The 19,482-nt window shown below is 38.0% G+C and carries 18 protein-coding genes, 1 rRNA gene, 1 pseudogene and 1 other annotated feature; of the genes and pseudogenes, 3 read left to right on the forward strand and 17 right to left on the reverse strand.

Translation table 11 applies throughout. The features are described 5' to 3' along the window. Nucleotides 1-147, forward strand: a pseudogene (locus ACP3VS_RS23350) (glutamate:protein symporter); the annotation flags it as partial. Nucleotides 148-192: 45 nt separating this feature from the next. Here the strand turns inward: ACP3VS_RS23350 and ACP3VS_RS23355 are convergent. The 10 genes from ACP3VS_RS23355 to ACP3VS_RS23400 all read right to left on the reverse strand — a co-directional run bounded on the left by ACP3VS_RS23355 (nucleotide 193) and on the right by ACP3VS_RS23400 (nucleotide 8,407). After that, on the reverse strand, nucleotides 193-813 hold the full coding sequence (locus ACP3VS_RS23355; RefSeq protein WP_031418655.1) for an RraA family protein: 621 nt from the start codon (nucleotides 811-813) through the stop codon (nucleotides 193-195). 94 nt (nucleotides 814-907) lie between these two features. Continuing rightward, nucleotides 908-1,816, reverse strand: a complete 909-nt coding sequence (locus tag ACP3VS_RS23360) for a methyl-accepting chemotaxis protein (protein WP_031418654.1) — start codon at nucleotides 1,814-1,816, stop codon at nucleotides 908-910. A gap of 64 nt (nucleotides 1,817-1,880) precedes the next feature. Next, the gene (locus tag ACP3VS_RS23365) at nucleotides 1,881-2,408 is read right to left on the reverse strand and encodes a TIGR00730 family Rossman fold protein (RefSeq protein ID WP_036166758.1); all 528 of its coding nucleotides are present in this window, start codon (nucleotides 2,406-2,408) and stop codon (nucleotides 1,881-1,883) included. 89 nt (nucleotides 2,409-2,497) lie between these two features. Continuing rightward, the gene (locus ACP3VS_RS23370) at nucleotides 2,498-3,166 is read right to left on the reverse strand and encodes a deoxynucleoside kinase (RefSeq protein ID WP_031418652.1); all 669 of its coding nucleotides are present in this window, start codon (nucleotides 3,164-3,166) and stop codon (nucleotides 2,498-2,500) included. Further along, entirely contained in the window at nucleotides 3,166-3,801 is a 636-nt protein-coding gene (locus tag ACP3VS_RS23375) for a deoxynucleoside kinase (RefSeq protein ID WP_036160336.1), read from the reverse strand. Before ACP3VS_RS23375 ends, ACP3VS_RS23370 begins: the two co-directional genes overlap by 1 nt. Before the next feature lie 186 nt (nucleotides 3,802-3,987). Beyond that, nucleotides 3,988-6,399, reverse strand: coding sequence for a heavy metal translocating P-type ATPase (locus ACP3VS_RS23380; protein WP_426390159.1), 2,412 nt, complete (start codon nucleotides 6,397-6,399; stop codon nucleotides 3,988-3,990). Nucleotides 6,400-6,480: 81 nt separating this feature from the next. Beyond that, nucleotides 6,481-6,687 carry a copper chaperone CopZ gene (copZ, locus tag ACP3VS_RS23385; protein WP_012291847.1) on the reverse strand — a complete coding sequence of 69 codons (207 nt, stop codon included), beginning with the start codon at nucleotides 6,685-6,687 and terminating at the stop codon, nucleotides 6,481-6,483. 34 nt (nucleotides 6,688-6,721) lie between these two features. After that, the gene (locus ACP3VS_RS23390) at nucleotides 6,722-7,054 is read right to left on the reverse strand and encodes a metal-sensitive transcriptional regulator (protein WP_008179668.1); all 333 of its coding nucleotides are present in this window, start codon (nucleotides 7,052-7,054) and stop codon (nucleotides 6,722-6,724) included. A 69-nt stretch (nucleotides 7,055-7,123) separates the two neighbouring features. Next, entirely contained in the window at nucleotides 7,124-8,059 is a 936-nt protein-coding gene (locus ACP3VS_RS23395) for a cation diffusion facilitator family transporter (RefSeq protein WP_426390162.1), read from the reverse strand. 18 nt (nucleotides 8,060-8,077) lie between these two features. Beyond that, nucleotides 8,078-8,407 (reverse strand): ArsR/SmtB family transcription factor, encoded by a 330-nt coding sequence (locus ACP3VS_RS23400; protein WP_012291845.1) that lies wholly within the window; start codon nucleotides 8,405-8,407, stop codon nucleotides 8,078-8,080. Between the two features lie 184 nt (nucleotides 8,408-8,591). Here ACP3VS_RS23400 and tadA point away from each other — a divergent pair, with 184 nt between their 5' ends. After that, complete coding sequence (gene tadA / locus ACP3VS_RS23405) at nucleotides 8,592-9,104, forward strand: tRNA adenosine(34) deaminase TadA (protein ID WP_426390164.1); 513 nt, start codon at nucleotides 8,592-8,594, stop codon at nucleotides 9,102-9,104. A 452-nt stretch (nucleotides 9,105-9,556) separates the two neighbouring features. Here tadA and serS read toward each other — a convergent pair whose 3' ends face one another. The 3 genes from serS to pdxS form a co-directional block, all read right to left on the reverse strand. Further along, nucleotides 9,557-10,837: a serine--tRNA ligase gene (gene serS / locus ACP3VS_RS23410; protein ID WP_012291843.1), complete on the reverse strand. Its 1,281-nt coding sequence runs from the start codon at nucleotides 10,835-10,837 to the stop codon at nucleotides 9,557-9,559. A 142-nt stretch (nucleotides 10,838-10,979) separates the two neighbouring features. Then, nucleotides 10,980-11,196, reverse strand: a binding site (T-box leader). A 49-nt stretch (nucleotides 11,197-11,245) separates the two neighbouring features. Then, nucleotides 11,246-11,809 carry a pyridoxal 5'-phosphate synthase glutaminase subunit PdxT gene (gene pdxT / locus ACP3VS_RS23415; protein ID WP_012291842.1) on the reverse strand — a complete coding sequence of 188 codons (564 nt, stop codon included), beginning with the start codon at nucleotides 11,807-11,809 and terminating at the stop codon, nucleotides 11,246-11,248. A gap of 1 nt (nucleotide 11,810) precedes the next feature. Continuing rightward, entirely contained in the window at nucleotides 11,811-12,695 is an 885-nt protein-coding gene (pdxS, locus tag ACP3VS_RS23420; protein ID WP_012291841.1) for a pyridoxal 5'-phosphate synthase lyase subunit PdxS, read from the reverse strand. Nucleotides 12,696-12,798: 103 nt separating this feature from the next. On the opposite strand from pdxS, the gene ACP3VS_RS23425 reads away from it, so the two are divergent. Then, nucleotides 12,799-14,226 carry a PLP-dependent aminotransferase family protein gene (locus tag ACP3VS_RS23425; RefSeq protein WP_099806448.1) on the forward strand — a complete coding sequence of 476 codons (1,428 nt, stop codon included), beginning with the start codon at nucleotides 12,799-12,801 and terminating at the stop codon, nucleotides 14,224-14,226. A gap of 17 nt (nucleotides 14,227-14,243) precedes the next feature. Here the strand turns inward: ACP3VS_RS23425 and asnB are convergent, their stop codons facing one another. From asnB to rrf, 4 genes are all read right to left on the reverse strand, one after another. Beyond that, entirely contained in the window at nucleotides 14,244-16,079 is a 1,836-nt protein-coding gene (gene asnB, locus ACP3VS_RS23430; RefSeq protein WP_012291839.1) for an asparagine synthase (glutamine-hydrolyzing), read from the reverse strand. Between the two features lie 100 nt (nucleotides 16,080-16,179). Continuing rightward, nucleotides 16,180-17,511, reverse strand: coding sequence for a D-alanyl-D-alanine carboxypeptidase family protein (locus ACP3VS_RS23435; RefSeq protein ID WP_012291838.1), 1,332 nt, complete (start codon nucleotides 17,509-17,511; stop codon nucleotides 16,180-16,182). A 141-nt stretch (nucleotides 17,512-17,652) separates the two neighbouring features. After that, nucleotides 17,653-19,116, reverse strand: coding sequence for an IMP dehydrogenase (gene guaB, locus ACP3VS_RS23440; protein WP_012291837.1), 1,464 nt, complete (start codon nucleotides 19,114-19,116; stop codon nucleotides 17,653-17,655). Nucleotides 19,117-19,408: 292 nt separating this feature from the next. Next, nucleotides 19,409-19,482 (reverse strand): 5S ribosomal RNA (gene rrf / locus ACP3VS_RS23445); the annotation flags it as partial.

A 19,482-nucleotide genomic window follows, 5' to 3' on the forward strand; every position in this document is an offset into this window, starting at 1 on the left:
GGTATTGACCGTATCCTTGACATGGGACGTACAGTTGTTAACGTAATTGGTAACTCATTAGCGTCATTAGTGATGGCGAAATGGGAAGGCCGTTTCGATCGCGAAAAAATGAAGAATTACTTTAATGAAAATGAAAATTTAGCATAAAATAAAAAACTCTCACGATGTTGGATGGCATCGTGAGAGTTTTATTTAATTTCCAAGCACTTTATCTAAGTACGCAAGAATGGATTCTTTGCCGTTTGCATGTGCTTCTTGTGCACGCTTTTCATCTTTTAACATCTTTTCTTCCGCAGCTTCGATTACTTTTTCAGCATCTTGCTGTGGTACAACAATGACACCATCGACATCTCCAATAATATAGTCGCCTGGGTGAACCGTCACTCCTCCAATGGCAATGGGCACATTTACTTTGCCACCCCCATTTTTATTACCAGCAGCTACTGTTGTACCTAAAGAGAATACAGGGAAATCTAACTCACGTATAGCAGCAATATCACGAATTACGCCGTCAACTACAAAACCTTGTACTCCAACACCCTTTGCTAAGGACACCACAAAATCTCCTGCTACCGCTCGATTGGTGTTTCCCTTTGCATCTATAACTAAAATATCTCCTTCATTGGCCGCTCTAATAGCCTCCAACACTGCACCATTTTCTCCATCTGGTAAACGTACGGTTACCGCACGTCCAGCAATTTTAAAATGATCGGCTAGCGGTTTAATAGTACTACACAAATTCGTATGCCCACCTGTCGCATCTGAAATAGCTGTTGTTGGCACATGCTGAAAACTTACTTCCACTTTTGTCATCCATAACACCCCTATTATGATTAATGAAAGTCTTACACAAATATTGTAATGAAACCATTTATACTATTTCAATATATCTACTAAAATATTGAACTTAAATAATTTCAATAAATTGCTTGGACTGCTCGTCTAATGCTTCTGCTGCAGTTGCGATTTCACTAAAATCTTTAGTCGTAATAGTAATTTGTTCGTGTGTCTTTTCTACTTTTTCAGCTATTTTTGTAATACTGTCTGTCACTTGACTAATTTCCCGCTCTATCCCCTCTATATTATCCTTCACTTCTGAAATGGATTGCTCTACTCTAACGGAAAGCTTTCTCACCTCTTTTGCCACTACGTCAAAACCTCGACCATATTCTCCAGCTCTTGCGGCTTCGATCGCTGCATTCAAAGCTAATAAATTGGTTTGGGCAGCAATCTCTTGAATGGTTTTCACAATACCTTTAATGGAATCAGCTTGATTCTGTAGCTGTGTAAGATTGCTGACATTTTCTTTTGATTCCTGTGAAACCTCTTGAATGGTGCTCAGTAATTCTTGACTATTTTGAATACCGGTTTCTGAGCGTTGATGAAGTCCATTAGACATTTCCTTCAATTGATCGGCTACATTAGTTATTTCATTTTGACGTTCAGTAATATTCGTAGCAATTTTTGAAACACCAATTACTTTATTTGAGTGATTGGCGAAAACGGGCATATACGTAGCCTCCAGCCAAACCCTATGTCCATTCGCATCAATTCTTTCAATTTTATCCTGATAACTATTCCCTGATACTAAATTGCGCCAAAACTGTTCGTATGCTGGACTATGAACGAAATTCGGTAAACAAAAATCTTTATGATTCTTTCCAAGCAATTCTTGTACGGTATAGCCTAATGTTTTAGCAAACAGCTCATTTACATAGGCAACTCTTCGATCCATATCAAAACGAATAATTGCTATATTGCGCTCAATAGCTTGCACTACTAAATCATCAGTCACTTGAGTATCTGCACCTTGCATAATTCACCTCATCCATTTCTATTTTTTACCGTTTATTTAATATTATAAAAAACACGGGGAATATTCACCCATGTTTTTTTAGTAACCGTAATATATCATCTGCTGTATTTGCTATACGGAAGAAGGATTTCTGTTCAGATCGTATAAATCCTTCCTTTAGCATTATTTTAAAATGCTGTAAGAGTGCGTCATAGAAACCATTTACGTTATATAAAATAACAGGTTTTTCATGAAGGCCAATTTGTGCCCAAGTAAAAACTTCGAAATATTCGTCCAAAGTCCCTGCGCCTCCTGGAAGAGCAATAAATGCATCAGCCAGCTCCGCCATTTTAGCTTTTCGAATATGCATGGACTCTACAAAATGAATTTCTGTTAATGAAGCATGAGCCAGTTCTCGCTTCTGTAAATGAGTTGGCATAACACCAATCACCTCTCCACCCGCTGCTAAAACAGCATCCGCAACCTTTCCCATTAATCCTGTTTTGGAACCACCGTAAACAACACCATGTCCGTGCTTAGCTAATACAGCACCTAGCTCTGCCGCTTTCTCCCCATATACTGGACTTTTCCCTATGCCAGATCCGCAATACACTGCAATTCTTATAGTAATCCCTCCTATTCAAAAAACGTGAAACAATCAGTCATGTATTGTTTCACGTTCTTTGGTCGTTTCTTGCTCTTCTATTTTCTTAAATGGCTTGTTTGTTTTAGCATATGACTGATACGGCTCACAATTGATTCAATTGCATCAGGATTTTTTAATAAATCATAATCATTAATATCTAAACGTAGAACTGGACAGGAATTAAAATTATTAATCCAGTTTTCATAACGTTCATGCATTTCTATCCAATAATCATTTGGCGTTTGTTGCTCCATTGCGCGCCCACGTTCTTGTATTCGCCCAATAACAGCATCAATCGGTCCTTCAAGATAAACAAGTAAATCGGGATGTGGGAAATACGGTGTCATTACCATAGCATCAAACAAATTCGTGTACGTTTCATAATCTGTTGGGCTCATTGTTCCCTTATCATAATGCATTTTTGCGAAAATCCCAGTATCTTCATAAATAGAGCGGTCTTGTATAAACCCTCCACCATACTCAAAAATACGTTTCTGTTCCTTAAAACGCTCTGCTAAAAAATAAACTTGTAAATGGAAGCTCCACTTTTCAAAATCCTCATAAAATTTATCAAGATATGGATTGGTATCTACTTTTTCGAAGGATGTACGGAAATTCAGTGCTTCTGCTAAAGCTTTTGTCATCGTGGACTTTCCTACGCCTACAGTACCGGCAATCGTGATGACGGTTTGTGGAGGAATATCGTATTTCTCTCTTAAATTCATTATTGCAAACTCCTTTTTTGTAACGTATCCTTAATTATTTTCAAAACATAATTTAAATCGTCTGGATTTTTCACAAAATCGAGCTGATCTCCATTAAATCGAATAACTGGTATTTCAGGATGCATTTTCTCAAAATGTTCGATAAAAGAATGATAATCGATAACGAGCTGCTCCATGTAATCGCGTGATATCATTTTTTCAAAGTCTCGTCCACGCATGGCAATTCGTTTCATCAATGTTTCAACGCTTGCATGTAAATAAACAACTACATTAGGTACAGGCATATCTTTTGTTAATATTTTATAAATTTCCTCATACTTTTCGTATTCGGTAGATGCCAGTGTACGCTTCGCAAATATTAAATTCTTAAAAATATGATAGTCTGCTACAACTGGCTTGGCATGAGCTAATCGGAATTTTTTAATGTCCGTTAATTGCTTATAGCGATTACATAGGAAGAACATTTCCGTTTGGAAACTCCACTCCTCAATATTTTCATAAAACTTATTTAAAAAAGGGTTTTCGTCTACAATTTCTTTTAATAGATGGTAATTAAATGTCGCTGCTATCTCTTTCGATAAAGAGGTTTTACCAACACCAATCGGACCTTCTACCGTAACAAATGGAACCGTCACCAGAAGCTCCTCCTTTTGTTCTATGGATTCGATCATTGTGTCCTACATAAATGAATCAGTACCTTTCATTTTATCATAGTGATAAAATGAAAAACAGAATCAACCTATGAAAATTAAGTATGAGATTTTTCCCCGTATAGTTTAAAAAAAGACATTGAGGATATGTATCCCAATGTCTTTTCATCTTCACAATTTCACTCGCTGTAAACGTAGAGCATTTAATACAACTGATACAGAACTGAAAGCCATTGCTGCCCCTGCCACCCACGGAGCAAGTAGACCAATTGCAGCAATCGGAATACCTAAAGTATTGTAAGCAAATGCCCAAAACAGATTTTGTTTAATATTACGCATTGTTTTTCTACTCATAAGAATAGCGTCCGCAATACTATTTAAATCACCACGGATTAACGTAATATCTGCCGCTTCCATCGCCACATCTGTCCCTGTACCAATGGCCATACCAATATTCGCTGTCGCTAGCGCAGGTGCATCATTAATTCCATCTCCCACCATCGCTACATTTTTACCTTGAGCTTGAAGCTTTTTCACCTCATCTGCTTTTCCTTCTGGTAAGACTTCAGCAATAACTTGGTTAACACCTACCTCTGTTCCTATTGCCTGGGCTGTACGTTCATTATCTCCCGTCATCATAATGACTGTAATACCCATATCCTGTAAACGATGAATAGCCTCTTTAGATGTATCTTTTACTGTATCAGCAACAGCAACTACCCCCGCATATTGGCCATTTATTGCAGCCAACATTGCTGTTTTGCCATTGCGCTCTAATTCCTCCATTTTAGGTAAAATATTATCTAGCTGGATGCTATACTGTTGCATTAATTTTCGTGTACCAATGATAACACCTTGACCTGAGACCGTTGCCTGCACACCGTAACCTGGAATTGCCTCAAAAAATTGAACATCCCCTAAAGCAATACCACGTTCTTCTATACCATGAACAATCGCCTCTGCAAGTGGATGCTCCGACTGTTTCTCAGCTGCACCGATTAATGATAAAAAGTGTGTCTCCTCTTGGTCTGGGGCTAAAAGAACATCCGTTAGCACTGGCTTACCATGTGTCACTGTCCCTGTCTTATCTACAACTACGGTATCAATACTTTGTGTTTGTTCTAAATGTTCGCCACCTTTGAATAAAATGCCAAATTCAGCGGCGCGACCCGAACCGGCCATTATAGAGGTCGGTGTGGCTAAACCAAGTGCACATGGACAAGCAATCACCAGTACTGCAATTAAGACCTCTAAAGCAGGGGTAAATTCTCCAGGACGTACCCAAATAATCCAAACTATGAATGTCACAATCGCAATGCCAACAACAATTGGTACAAAAACACCTGAGATTTGGTCTGCTAAACGTTGAATCGGTGCTTTTGATCCTTGAGCATCTTCTACTACCTTAATAATTTGTGCGAGGGCAGTATCACGGCCAACCTTTGTGGCTGTCATTTTTATAAAACCATTTTTATTAATGGTTGATCCAAATAATTGTTCGCCCTGCTTTTTATCAACTGGTAAACTTTCTCCTGTCAACATGGATTCATCAACAGCCGTTGTTCCTTCTAAAACTTCTCCGTCAACGGGAATCTTCTCACCTGGTTTAACTAGGATGACATCACCAATCATCACTTCTTCTAAAGGTACTTCCCTCTCCATACCGTCTCGTACAACAATGGCTGTTTTGGCTTGTAGTCCCATTAGTTTTTTTATAGCTTCAGATGAACGTCCTTTCGCTTTTGCCTCAAATAATTTCCCTAATAAAATTAATGTAATTAAAACAGCACTTGTTTCAAAATAGAGGTGTGGGCCATGATGTGTTCCTATCGTCACAATTGCTTGATAAACACTATAGAAATAAGCTGCTGATGTCCCCATCACAACCAGTACATCCATATTTGCACTGCCATTTCGCAATGCTTTATATGCCCCTACATAAAACTGCTTACCAATAATAAACTGTACGGGTGTAGCCAATACCATTTGAACCCATGGATTCATAAGGAATTCTGGCACATATAAAAACGATGTAAAGGAAAAATGGCCGACCATCGTCCAAAGCAGTGGTAAGGATAGAATGGCCGATAAAATAAATTTTTGTTGCTGCTGTTTAATAACCTTTTCTCGATGATCCTCTGTTTCCTGCTCATCTGCTTTTTGATGGGCGCCGTAACCTAACTTCTCAACCTTTGCAATAATATCTGCAATGTTCACCTCTGATGGGTTAAACTCAATCATTGCTTTTTCAAGAGCTAGGTTGACATTGGCAGATGATACGCCGCTCATTTTATTTAATCCTTTTTCTATTCGAGTGGCACAGGCCGCACATGTCATCCCTGTAATATCAAGTTCAGTTTTTTGTTTAACTACTCCATAGCCAAGCGCCTCTATCTTTTTTTCAAAATCTGCTTCACTTAGCTTTGCTGGATCGTACTTAATAGATGATTTTTCAAGCGCTAAATTAACCGTTGCTTGTTCTACTCCATCCATTTTATTTAATCCTTTTTCTATTCGAGTGGCACAGGCCGCACATGTCATCCCTGTAATTTGCAAATTAGCTTCCTTATGATTAGAACTCATTTACCTTTCACCTCTCCTTATACCGACAGGGGGTATATATTTTTGAAAATAAGAGAGTGCCATCACAGCACTCTACAATTTTTATTTTACTTCATAGCCTTGATCATCAATTGTCTCTTTAATTTGATCAAGTGATACTTGTGCATCATCAAATGCAACATCAACTAAACCTTCTGCTAAATTTACTTTTACTTGTTCAACACCAGTTAAAGCACCAACATTTTTTTCAACTGCGTTTACACAATGACCACATGACATTCCTTGCACATTTAATGTTACATTTTGCATAATAAATCTCTCCCTTTTTATTTTTTATAAACATCTATTTTTTCATTAACTTTTGAATCGTTACTACTAATTCATCTAAAACTGCATCATCGCCCTCCGATAGACGATCCACAACACAACCCTTTAAATGTCCTTCTAGTAAAATTTTCGCTACACTATTCAAAGCAGACTGTGTAGCAGAAAGTTGCGTAATAACATCATCACAATAAACGTCTTTTTCGATCATTCCCTTAATGCCCCGGATTTGACCTTCTATACGGTTTAAACGAGTTGTTAAATCCTTTTTCACACGCTCAGGGTGATGGCTTTTTCGACAAGACGTAGCTCCCTCTGTATGACAAGCATCCTCTTTTACTATGTCCTCCATTCACTACACCTCCTATTTCATTTTCATCATACTATACCCACGAAGGGTATGCAAGTCGTAAAATTTTTTTTATTCATGATGATGCTCATGAACATTTTTCAATTGACATAAAATCGAGCTTTCATGTGGATGGGAAGCCGTTTCTAATTGAATGGTTACATGTTTAATACCCTTATGCTCAAGATTATGTTCAATTTTTCGTAGAATATGCTCACCATCTACAATTTTTAAGTACTTATTTACAACTGCATGACAGGACAAAGCATTGGTTCCACTAGTAATTGTCCAGATGTGTAGATCGTGGATGCTTTCTACCCCATCAGTTTGTTCAATTAATTGAATTATCTCCTGAACATCCACATTAGAGGGTGTTCCTTCCATTAATACATGAATAGCGGATTTTGTAACATAGTAGCCACTTCTTATTACTAATAAGGCAACAATAACACTCGCTAGAGGATCAGCCCATCCCCAACCAAAAAACATAATTAGTAAGGCAGCCACAATAGCTCCTACAGATCCTAGCATATCACTCAGTACATGTAAAAAAGCTCCACGCATATTTAAATTGTCCTTTGTATCACTTCCACGCATCATAATCCATGCTACTAAAATGTTTACCAAAAGACCGATTGTACTTATAATAAGCATTCCTGTAGTAGCCACTTCAGGGGGATTTGCAAATCGTTCGATCGCTTCATAGAAAATAAATAATGCTATCCCAATCAATGTAACGCCATTTAATACTGCCGCTAAAATTTCAAATCGTTTATAACCATATGTTTTACTATAGCTTGCTGCCTTTTCTCCAAAAACAAACGCGAGCAAAGCTATAGCTAATGAAATGGAGTCACTTAACATATGACCTGCATCCGATAAAAGAGCCAAACTATTTGTTAAAAAACCACCAATTGCTTCCACAACCATATAACTAGTAATAATAATAAATGATACGATTAACACTTTTTTATTAGCGCCATGTGTATGATCATGGTTATGTCCCATTATTAATCCCTCCGTTCTTTAATTATGTGCAGCATGCTCAATTGCTTGCTTCAATAAGTTCATAATGTGATCGTCATCTTTTGAGTAAAATAAAGTTGTACCTTCTCTTCTAAATTTCACTAATCGTAAATTTTTTAGAAACCGTAATTGATGAGAAACTGTCGATTGTCCTAAATCTAAAATTTCAGCAATGTCATTGACAGAATGCTCATCTGCACAAAGTAAATTTAAAATTCGAATTCGCGTCGGGTCACTTAATGCCTTAAAAGTTTGAGACACAACAAATAATGTCTCATCGTCTAAATGCTGACTATTTTCCATTTTCGTTATTTTTATTTCTTCATCCATATTAGTTTACCCCCATTTATTTATATTTATATATGAGCATGTGTTCATATATAAATATAAATGGTTATTTTAGGAATGTCAATCAATAATTATGCCTTGTCGTATTGCTTCTGAAATCTGCAAGAATTTAAAAGTAGCAATTACCAATTAAGCAGGATAAACTACTTTTAAGGAGAGATATTTAGTGGATATTTTTGAAACAGATCGTTTATTTATGAAACAAGCATTAGAGGAAGCAAAAAAAGCAGCTATACTTGAGGAAGTACCTATAGGGGCTGTCCTTGTTTATGATGGGGAAATTATTGCAAGAGCTCATAACCTACGAGAAACAACACAAAATGCAACAACACATGCTGAATTAATGGTTATTCAAGAGGCTTGTCAAAAAATCGGCAGTTGGCGTCTCGAAAAAACAACACTTTACGTTACGCTTGAGCCTTGCCCCATGTGTGCAGGTGCAATCCTCCAATCCCGTGTACCACGTGTCGTTTATGGAGCAAGGGATATAAAAGCAGGCTGTGTAGATTCACTCTATCGTTTATTAAATGATGCACGCTTTAACCATGAGTGCGAAGTTTCTGAAGGAATTTTAGCAGATGAATGTGGACAAATCCTAACCGATTTTTTCCGAGCTTTACGTGAACGAAAGAAGGCAGAGAAAAAGACACGACAAGCAGCAATGACTGAAAAGAATTAGCTAAAAAAAGAAGGTGCTCCTATTGAGGCACCTTCTTTTTTATATTTAAGGCGATGGCGATATATAGGAAATGTGTCGTAGCAACCACAGCACATATATTGAACTTAATATGAAGCTTGAATTGTGGATTGTTCAAAAACGTATACAACTTCAATATATCAAGTGAATGGCTATACATGTATAAGCTGGTCATCTGGTGTTAAGCCGATTTACAATAGTTATTTAAATCTGCTTAATCATAAATTGCACATCCTTTAGCATCTGAAATTAAGACATTGTCAAATTCATTTAAGCTCAGCAAATTGCTGTAAATCCATGAATTTCTCCCCCTGTCCCTATAAATATTACCCCTAATAACGAATTTTCGAAAATTACGAGAAATATCATTTTTGAAATGAAAAAAGGCTATTTTAGCTTAACCTTTATACGGTAATCTAAAATAGCCTTGATGTTTATTTTGGGGCAATTACTTCTTTTCCACCCATATATGGTCTTAAAACTTCAGGAATTACTACGCTTCCATCGGCTTGTTGATAGTTTTCAAGAATAGCGGCAACTGTACGACCAATCGCAAGACCTGAACCGTTTAATGTGTGAACATATTCTGGTTTTGCATTTGGCTCACGACGGAAGCGAATATTTGCGCGTCGTGCTTGGAAGTCCTCAAAGTTTGAACAAGAAGAAATTTCTCGGTACATGTTTTGTGCTGGAATCCAAACTTCTAAATCATATTTCTTCGCAGCAGTGAAGCCTAAATCGGCTGTACACATTTTTAATTTACGATATGGTAAGCCAAGTAATTGCAGCACTTTTTCAGCATGACCCGTTAATAGCTCTAACTGCTCATATGACTCCTCAGGTTTAACAAAGCGAACTAATTCCACTTTGTTAAATTGGTGCTGGCGGATTAAACCACGTGTATCACGACCTGCAGAGCCCGCTTCTGAACGGAAACATGCACTGTATGCAGCAAAACCTTGTGGTAAAGCTTCAGCAGTTAAAATTTCATCACGGTAGAAATTTGTCACGGGTACTTCAGCTGTTGGAATCATGAAATAATCTGTTTCCGCTAATTTAAATACGTCTTCCTCAAATTTAGGTAGCTGTCCAGTACCCGTTAAGCTTTCACGATTTACAATCACAGGTGGTAGCATTTCCTCATAGCCATGCTCTTCAGCATGTAAATCCATCATAAAGGTCATTAACGCACGTTCTAAGCGAGCCCCTAGGCCGCGGTAGAATAAGAATCGGCTACCAGTTACTTTTGCGCCACGTTCAAAGTCCACAATTTTTAGATCCGTAGCTAGGTCCCAGTGTGCTTTAATCTCAAAATCAAATGCTGGAATTTCACCCCATGTATATTCCTCAACATTGTCATCTTCTGTCGTACCCACTGGTACAGATTCATGAGGAACGTTCGGCAGGCGCATCATCATATCTTTAAAGCGATCTTCCACATCATTTAATTGAATATCAAGCTCTTTAATTTCATCGCCCACTTGACGCATACGCGCAATCACTTCATCTGCGTTTTCTTTGTTGCGTTTCATAACAGAAATTTGCTCAGATACTTTATTCCGTTCTGCCTTCAGTTCTTCCGTTTTAGCAATTAGTTCACGACGCTTTGCATCTAAATTTTCAAAGTCATCTAAATTCCCTAAATCTTCATTACGTGTTAATAGCATTTCTTTAATTTCGGCGAAATTATCACGCACGCGTTTAATATCTAACATCGAACATACCTCCAGTAGTTTCTTAATGATGGGAAATTGTTGCATCTTGTTTCTATATCTTGATTCAGCGGTCATTTAAACACCAGAATAGAAAGGCGATATTTGGCTAAATCAAGATAAACACAAAAAAGCCCCCATCCCATAAAGGGACGAGAGCTACCCGCGTTGCCACCCTAATTGATTAGACACTATATCTAATCCACTTATTTTATAACGGCATTCCAGCCGGCAGCAGCCTACTTCAATGACTTCGACTGTGCAACTCCAGGACGGATTCACAAGTGCTTTTATCAGCTTTCACCAACCGCTGACTCTCTAAAAAAAACGTGCTTGCTACTACTTCCCATCATCGTGTTCAGTTAATTAAATTTTAACCATACTGTACTATATGAAAACAAATTTTGCAAGTCATACCATAGATGCTACAAAATATTCAAGAATACGTGTGTCTGAAGTTAATTCGGGATGAAAGGAACAACCTAGTAAATGTCTATCCTGGGCTAAAATAATCTTACCTTCATGCTCTGCGAGAATTTCAACATCTTTTCCGACTTTCACTATATGAGGTGCCCGAATAAAAACTGCTGGAATCGCCTCTCCTATTTTAGGAATATCCAGCATTACTTCAAAGCTGTCAACCTGGCGTCCATATGAATTTCTTGCAACTGTCACATCCATAACTGCTAAATGTGGTTCATCATTTACTAAAGTAGTAGCCATTAAAATTAATCCTGCACATGTCCCAAACATGGGTAAACCACGTTGTGCTATTTCTCGTATAGGCTCTAGTAGTTCAAAACGATCCAACAGCTTTCTCATTGTAGTACTCTCTCCACCAGGTAATACAAGTCCATCTAGTTTTACTAAATCCTGCTTATGTTTTACTTCAACAGCTTCACAGCCAAGGCTTTCTAGCATTTGAACATGCTCTCGTACCGCCCCTTGTAACGCTAAAACACCAATTCGTTTCATCTTACCAGCCTCGCTCTTGCATGCGCTCATTTAGCCCGAGCTGTGCAATATCAATACCTTTCATTGGTACACCTAGTTCCTTTGATATTTCAGCAATAAGCTTATAATCTTTGTAATGTGTCGTCGCTTCTACAATCGCATGTGCAAATTTTTCAGGATTATCAGATTTAAAGATACCTGAACCGACAAACACACCATCAGCCCCAAGCTCCATCATTAATGCCGCATCAGCCGGCGTAGCTACACCTCCTGCTGCAAAATTAACCACTGGTAAACGACCAAGGCGTTTGATCTCTCTTAATAATTCAAAAGGTGCTCCTAGTAATTTTGCCTCTGTCATTAATTCATCCTCTGTCATACCTACTACTTTTCGGACTTGGGCATTCACTTTACGAATATGTCGAACTGCCTCCACAATATTCCCTGTTCCTGGTTCACCTTTTGTTCGTAACATAGCTGCTCCTTCCCCAATGCGACGGGCTGCTTCCCCAAGATCACGACAGCCACACACAAATGGTACGGTATAATTACTTTTTAATAAGTGATATTCTTCATCTGCTGGTGTAAGTACTTCACTTTCATCAATATAATCAACCCCCATCGCTTCTAAAACACGGGCTTCTACAATATGACCAATACGAGCTTTTGCCATAACAGGAATGGAGACTGCTCCTAGTACTTCCTCTACAATACGAGGATCTGCCATACGAGCAACACCTCCTGCTTTGCGAATATCTGAAGGTACTCTTTCTAATGCCATTACCGCTACTGCTCCTGCCGCCTCTGCAATTTTTGCTTGCTCAGCATTGATCACGTCCATAATGACGCCGCCCTTTTGCATCTCAGCCATACCACGCTTCACCAAATTTGTACCTGTCTGTTTCATTGTCTAACCTCCATCTTTATGATGAAATTTAGTATAATAGAAATTGACCATATAAAAATATCCAGTTTTCAAAATAACTATAAGGTCAGGAGGTTTTTATCATATGGATATGCTTTTATTTCAGCTTGAAAGAAATGGCGATAAACCGCTATATGATCAGCTTTATAATGGTATTAAAGAAGCTATTATTTCCAAGAAAATAGCAGTGGGAGAAAAATTACCATCAAAAAGAAAATTAGCCGATTTTTTGAATATCTCTCAAACAACGATTGAAATTGCCTATGCACAGCTTCTTGCAGAAGGCTATATTATGTCCAAATCTCGTGTTGGTTATTTTGTAGAAGAAATCGATGAACTACCCTACATCCAGCAGGACATCGTAATTCCTTTCAATGAGCATATTAAGAAAAAGTCATACAAAATAGATTTTAATCCTGGTTCTATTGATATCGATGCTTTCCCATTTCAGATCTGGAGAAAATATGCAAAGGAGCTGTTTGATGAAGCCTCAAAAAATTTATTATTAACAGGGGAACCTCAAGGGGAGCTTTCTTTACGAACTGAAATTGCAAATTATTTATATCAATCACGTGGAGTTATCTGTAATCCAGAGCAAATTGTCGTTGGCTCTGGTACTGAGCAGCTTCTGCCTATGATTTTACGTCTTTTTAGGGATGATACATGCTTTGCTCTGGAAAACCCAGGCTATCCAGCTGTGCATCGTATGTTCTCTCAGCATAAACGGAAAGTATATCCTATTGCCGTCGATGAAGAAGGTATCGTCATTCACGAGCTAGAACGAACACAAGCTAATGTTGTCTATATTACACCATCACATCAATTTCCTACTGGCGCCGTATTATCCGCTACTAGGCGTGCACAGGCTTTAAACTGGGCAGCACAAAGCTCATCTCGTTATATCATTGAAGATGATTATGATTCAGAGTTTCGTTATACTGGAAAACCAATTCCTGCTCTACATGCTCTAGATAGAAACGATAAAGTCATTTATATGAGCACTTTTACAAAATCGTTAATGCCATCTTTGCGTGTAGCCTATTTTGTACTTCCACCTCAATTACTTGCTACGTATAATGATGTTTTTAATTACTATTCATCAACTGTACCTCGCTTCGATCAGCATATCGTAGCAAATTTTATGCATGATGGTCATTTTGCAAAACATCTTAATCGAATGCGTAAAGTTTATCGTAAAAAACATGATCAGCTTACTTCTATTTTAGAAAAATATTCATCATCCATTAAAATTACAGGTGAGCAAGCAGGGATGCATATATTATTAGATGTTAAACACGAATTACCAGAAAAACAATTACAACAACTTGCCTTCTACGCAGGAATAGGGATTTATCCGTTGTCTGATTATCGACTAGATCATGGTGAATCTTCGCAAGCACAATTTTTACTTGGCTTTGGCGGTATACCTGTCCATGTAATTGAACAGTCGATAGAACAATTAATGGATTGTTGGGGGATACAAAAAAATAACCCATCTACTACAACCAAGTAGTAGATGGGTGACTCCCATTAAGATTCAATTAGTTGAATATGATAATGCTCAAACCAACTATGAATTTGCCCTAGATATGCTAAAAGTTGAGGTCCTGCCATTAATTGTCCATACCATGGAATTTTGAAAGAGCTCCCCCCCGATTCAATTAATTCTGTAAGTTTTTTGTACTCAAATAATTCATGTAAGATAGAGTTTTTATCTTTAAGAATTTCCCTTAGCCATGTTTGCACACCTGCTGTATAAACTGGATGATACGTTTTAGGATAGGGATTTTTTTTACGGTATAATACTTCATCAGGCAATAAATGTGCCATCGACTTTCGAAGTAAGCCCTTTTCTATGCCATCTAAATTCTTCATTTCCCAAGGAATATTCCATGCATATTCCACAAGGCGATGATCTGCAAAAGGAACTCGTACCTCTAAACTCGCTCCCATACTCATACGATCTTTCCGCTCTAGCAATGTCTGCATAAACCATTGCATATTTAAATAAAACATTTCACGGTGTTTTACTTCTGCAGGACTTTCACCATCTAGTAACGGGACTTCTGTAATTGTTTGTGTATATAGCTGCTGTGCGTAGGATTCAATTTTTAATTTTTTATCCCACTTCTCCTGAAGTATTGCATTTCTTTCAGCCAATGACCGAATCCAAGGAAAGCCCGTAGTTTTTTCCTTAAACCATGGATATCCACCAAAAATTTCATCTGCACATTCGCCAGATAGTGCTACAGTAAAGTCTCTTTTAATTTCTCGACAAAACCAGAGTAACGAAGAATCTACATCCGCCATACCTGGTGAATCTCTAACTATAACCGATTCTACTAGTAAATCAATCAGCTGTTGCTGAGTTATTTCTTCTGCATGATGTGTCGTCTTAAAAGCCTCGGTCATCTTTTGAATCCAATACGTATCTGTTGACGTTTGAAATGCATGTGGATTAAAAAAACGTTCATTATCCTCATAATCAATTGAATACGTATGCAACTGATTGTTTTGTTGGCGGAATCTATCAGCAGCAATTCCTGTAATAATACTAGAATCAAGTCCTCCTGATAGAAATGTACAGATTGGTACATCCGAAATAAGCTGTCGTTCAATAGCATCTGTTAACAGCCAACGAACCTGTTCAATCGTCTCTTCCAATGTTTCTTCATGCTTGCGGCTTTGTAGCTGCCAATACTGCCATTTTCTTAATCCCTCTCTAGAGAAGCGCATTGCAAATCCTGGTCGTAACTCCTCAATATTTTGAAAAAGAGTCTTACCTGGTGCTCTAGAGGGGCCTACAGCCATCATACTTGCCAATCCCTCCGTATTGATGGCAGCTTGAACCATTGGATGTGCCAGCAAAGCCTTTACTTCAGATGCAAAAAGAATCCCCCCCTGTTGCTCTGTAAAATAAAGGGGCTTCACACCCAATCTATCTCTGCATAAAAAAAGAGATTGCTCCTGTTCATCCCAAATGCCAAATGCAAAAATACCATTTAGAAAGTCTACGCATTGCTCTTTCCATTCAATATAGGCGGTCAATAACACTTCTGTATCTGAATGTGTTGTGAAAGTATGACCTCTCTTCTCCAGCTCTTTACGCAGCTCCTCAGTATTATAAAGTTCGCCATTATATGTAATGACATAGTTTATCCCATCATGTAGTTTTTTCATAGGCTGCTTGCCACCTATTAAATCGATAACCGCTAACCGTCGATGGCCAAATGCAATATGCTCACTACACCAAATATTTTCATCATCTGGCCCTCTCCTGTTTAATGTCCGTGTCATTGCTTGTAAAACTTTTTCACTTGCTTTTAAATTCTTTTGAAAGCTAGCCCACCCTGTAATGCCACACATTTAGCCACATCCTTTCGCCTATTAGCGTATGCTGTATGGGTCAAAAATGTGAAAAAGCACATGAATGTTTCTTAACATTCATGTGCCCTTTAATTAATGATTAGAATAGTCCACCAACGAAGTCAGAAATTCCACTCCATAAATTGCCGAAGAAGTTCCCAATACCTTGGAAGAACAATGAGATACCGCTAGCACGCTCTACAGAGCCCGTAGTAACAATATCGGATGAAATATCCTTTCCATCGATAAAGCCGTAGTCTGTGCCCTCTGTGCGCTCAATAACGACCTTTCCTACAACAGTATCTTTCTTAACTCCTGCCTCAAGACTCTTTTTATCTAAAACCAATTTAGGTTTATAAAGATCTTTATCAGAAGACTTAATCATAAATGAAATAGGTTCTTTTACAGCAATCTCTACTTTGTCTTCTTTACCCTTTGTCACTTTTACTGTTTTTTGATCTTTAAACGTATAGTTCGCTGGTAAAATTTCTTGTTTTGAGAATTGTGAAAAACCATAGTTAAATAATTTTGCTGTTGCATCAAAACGAGCTTTATATGATCCTTGTCCACTTGCATCAACAGCTTTCATGACAACTGCGATTAATCGAGTACCATTGCGCTCTGCAGTACCTGTAAAGCAATGGCCTGCAAAGTTTGTAGTACCGGTTTTTAATCCATCGACACCTTGATATTCAAAAACTAAACCCGGTAACATAAAGTTCCAGTTAGACATCTCAATGGCGTCCTCTGTACCTTCACGGAATGTCTTCTTAGTAATTTGGGAAGTTTCTAATACCTTTGGGTGATCCTTTAATAGATGATAGGCTAGTTTTGCCACATATTTAGCAGGCATCACGTTCTCATCTTCTGGTCCTGTCCCTGCTGGATGCATCCCAAAAAGATCCGCGTTGTTTAGACCTGTTGCATTAACAAACTTATAACCTTCTAGGCCAAGTTCTTCTGCTTTTTTGTTCATTAATTTCAAAAATTCAGTCTCTGTTCCAGCAATTGTTTCAGCTATAGCAACAGTTGCAGCATTCGCTGAATAAATAGCCATTGCCTCGTACAATTCTCGAATTGTGTAAGAACCATCTCGACGTAAAGGTACATTACTTAATGCACGATTTTGAGACATACGATACGTATAATCGGTTACATGGTATTCTTGATCCCATTTAACTGTCCCTGCATCAATAGCGTCCAATAACAGGTATTCAGTCATCATTTTTGTCATACTTGCAATACCTAGTGAAGTATCCGCATTTTGTTCATATAAAATTTTGCCTGAATCTGCGTCAATTAAAATCGCAGCATCTACTGTTAATCCTAAATCCGTCTCTGCACTTGCCTTTGCAGGAATACCTGCAAAAATACCAATTAATAAAACGGGAATTAGGAGTAAGCGTAGTACGGTGTTCATTTTCTTTTTCACCTTTAAAGCCCTCCAAAAAATAATCTTGTCCTCGACATTTTATCATAGATAACAACATACGTGTTGACTCTCTACCATAAAAAAATGCTCTCGCGCCATCTTTGTAGACGATGCGAAAGCATAAAAGTTGCAAGTAATTTATTACATGGAATAGTTTGGTGACTCTTTTGTAATCTGTACATCATGTGGATGTGATTCACGGAGACCTGCACCTGTCATTTTAACAAATTGAGCATTTTCTCGTAAATACTCAAGGTGTGGTGCTCCACAATAACCCATACCAGCTCGGATACCACCAATCAGTTGATAAATTGTATCGGCTAATGGCCCTTTATAAGGAAGGCGACCTTCAATACCCTCAGGCACTAACTTTTTCGCATCTTCTTGGAAGTATCGATCTTTTGAGCCTTTTTCCATTGCTCCGATAGATCCCATACCACGGTATACTTTGAAACGACGACCTTGGAAGATTTCTGTCTCTCCTGGTGATTCAGAAGTACCTGCAAGAAGTGATCCTAGCATAACAACATTTCCGCCAGCTGCTAAAGCTTTCACAATATCGCCAGAGTACTTAATACCACCATCCGCAATAATTGTTTTACCAAGCTCACGTGCTACTGTAGCACAATCATAAACTGCTGTAATTTGTGGCACACCTACGCCAGCCACAACACGTGTAGTACAAATTGAGCCTGGGCCAATTCCTACTTTAACAACATCTGCTCCAGCTTCGAATAATGCACGTGCACCTTCTGCAGTAGCTACGTTTCCAGCAATGATTTCTAGTTCTGGGTAAGTTTCTCGAATTGAGCGGATTGTTTGCAATACGCCTTCAGAATGTCCGTGTGCTGTATCGATTACTACAATGTCAACTTGTGCTTCTACAAGCTTCTCAATACGTACCATTGTATCCTTCGATACACCAACTGCTGCACCTACAAGTAAGCGACCATGTGTATCTTTAGCAGCATTAGGGAATTCAATAACTTTCTCAATATCTTTGATTGTGATAAGTCCAGTTAAGCGACCCTCTTCATCAACAATCGGAAGTTTTTCGATTTTATATTGTTGAAGAATTTTTTCTGCATCCTCTAGAGTCGTTCCAACAGGAGCCGTAATTAAATCTTCTTTTGTCATAACATCTTCAATTTTTAAAGAGTAATCTGAGATAAAACGTAAATCACGGTTTGTAATGATCCCTACAAGTTTTTGGTTTTCCATACTATCAACAATAGGTACACCAGAGATTCGGTATTTACCCATTAAATGCTCAGCATCGAAAACTTGATGAGTCGGAGTTAAGAAGAATGGGTTTGTAATAACACCATTTTCAGAACGTTTTACTTTTTCTACCTGTTCAGCTTGTTCGTCGATACCCATGTTTTTGTGGATAATGCCGATACCGCCTTGTCGTGCCATAGCAATCGCCATTTTAGACTCTGTAACTGTATCCATACCTGCGCTGATCATAGGAATGTTTAATTTAATCTTTGGTGTTAATTGAACAGATAAATCAACATCTTTCGGTAATACTTCAGAATGAGCTGGTACTAATAATACATCATCAAAAGTTAAACCTTCTTTGGCAAATTTAGTCTCCCACATTTTCGTAACTTCCTCCTATAGTTAAAAGAATATTAATTGTAAGATTAACAACGTGGACTGCTACTGTCAAGAAACTTATAAAAGAAAGACAATTCAGACTTTTAATCATAGCAAATTTTAATTAAAAACCCAAATAAATAGCTATATAAAAACTCCTAACAATCTTAATATAGTTATATGAAACGTGACAATGATATTTAAAATGAAGGATTTTCGTATAAAATTCTGTAATTTATGAAGGATTTTCTTAAAATAATAAAAAAACAGCCAGCACACAGCTGACTGCTTTATTGCCTAGCGACGTCCTACTCTCACAGGGGGAAGCCCCCAACTACCATCGGCGCTAAAGAGCTTAACTTCCGTGTT

This window comes from Lysinibacillus sp. VIII_CA (assembly GCF_049943995.1).
Classification (GTDB): domain Bacteria; phylum Bacillota; class Bacilli; order Bacillales_A; family Planococcaceae; genus Lysinibacillus; species Lysinibacillus pinottii.

Coding starts and splice junctions, on each gene's coding strand:
- ACP3VS_RS23355 (WP_031418655.1), bottom strand. CDS start 813: ATGACAAAAGTGGAAGTAAGTTTTCAGCATGTGCCAACAACAGCTATT.
- ACP3VS_RS23360 (WP_031418654.1), bottom strand. CDS start 1,816: ATGCAAGGTGCAGATACTCAAGTGACTGATGATTTAGTAGTGCAAGCT.
- ACP3VS_RS23370 (WP_031418652.1), bottom strand. CDS start 3,166: ATGAATTTAAGAGAGAAATACGATATTCCTCCACAAACCGTCATCACG.
- ACP3VS_RS23380 (WP_426390159.1), bottom strand. CDS start 6,399: ATGAGTTCTAATCATAAGGAAGCTAATTTGCAAATTACAGGGATGACA.
- copZ (WP_012291847.1), bottom strand. CDS start 6,687: ATGCAAAATGTAACATTAAATGTGCAAGGAATGTCATGTGGTCATTGT.
- ACP3VS_RS23390 (WP_008179668.1), bottom strand. CDS start 7,054: ATGGAGGACATAGTAAAAGAGGATGCTTGTCATACAGAGGGAGCTACG.
- ACP3VS_RS23395 (WP_426390162.1), bottom strand. CDS start 8,059: ATGGGACATAACCATGATCATACACATGGCGCTAATAAAAAAGTGTTA.
- ACP3VS_RS23400 (WP_012291845.1), bottom strand. CDS start 8,407: ATGGATGAAGAAATAAAAATAACGAAAATGGAAAATAGTCAGCATTTA.
- serS (WP_012291843.1), bottom strand. CDS start 10,837: ATGTTAGATATTAAACGCGTGCGTGATAATTTCGCCGAAATTAAAGAA.
- pdxT (WP_012291842.1), bottom strand. CDS start 11,809: ATGAAACGAATTGGTGTTTTAGCGTTACAAGGGGCGGTACGAGAGCAT.
- pdxS (WP_012291841.1), bottom strand. CDS start 12,695: ATGAAACAGACAGGTACAAATTTGGTGAAGCGTGGTATGGCTGAGATG.
- ACP3VS_RS23425 (WP_099806448.1), top strand. CDS start 12,799: ATGGATATGCTTTTATTTCAGCTTGAAAGAAATGGCGATAAACCGCTA.
- asnB (WP_012291839.1), bottom strand. CDS start 16,079: ATGTGTGGCATTACAGGGTGGGCTAGCTTTCAAAAGAATTTAAAAGCA.
- guaB (WP_012291837.1), bottom strand. CDS start 19,116: ATGTGGGAGACTAAATTTGCCAAAGAAGGTTTAACTTTTGATGATGTA.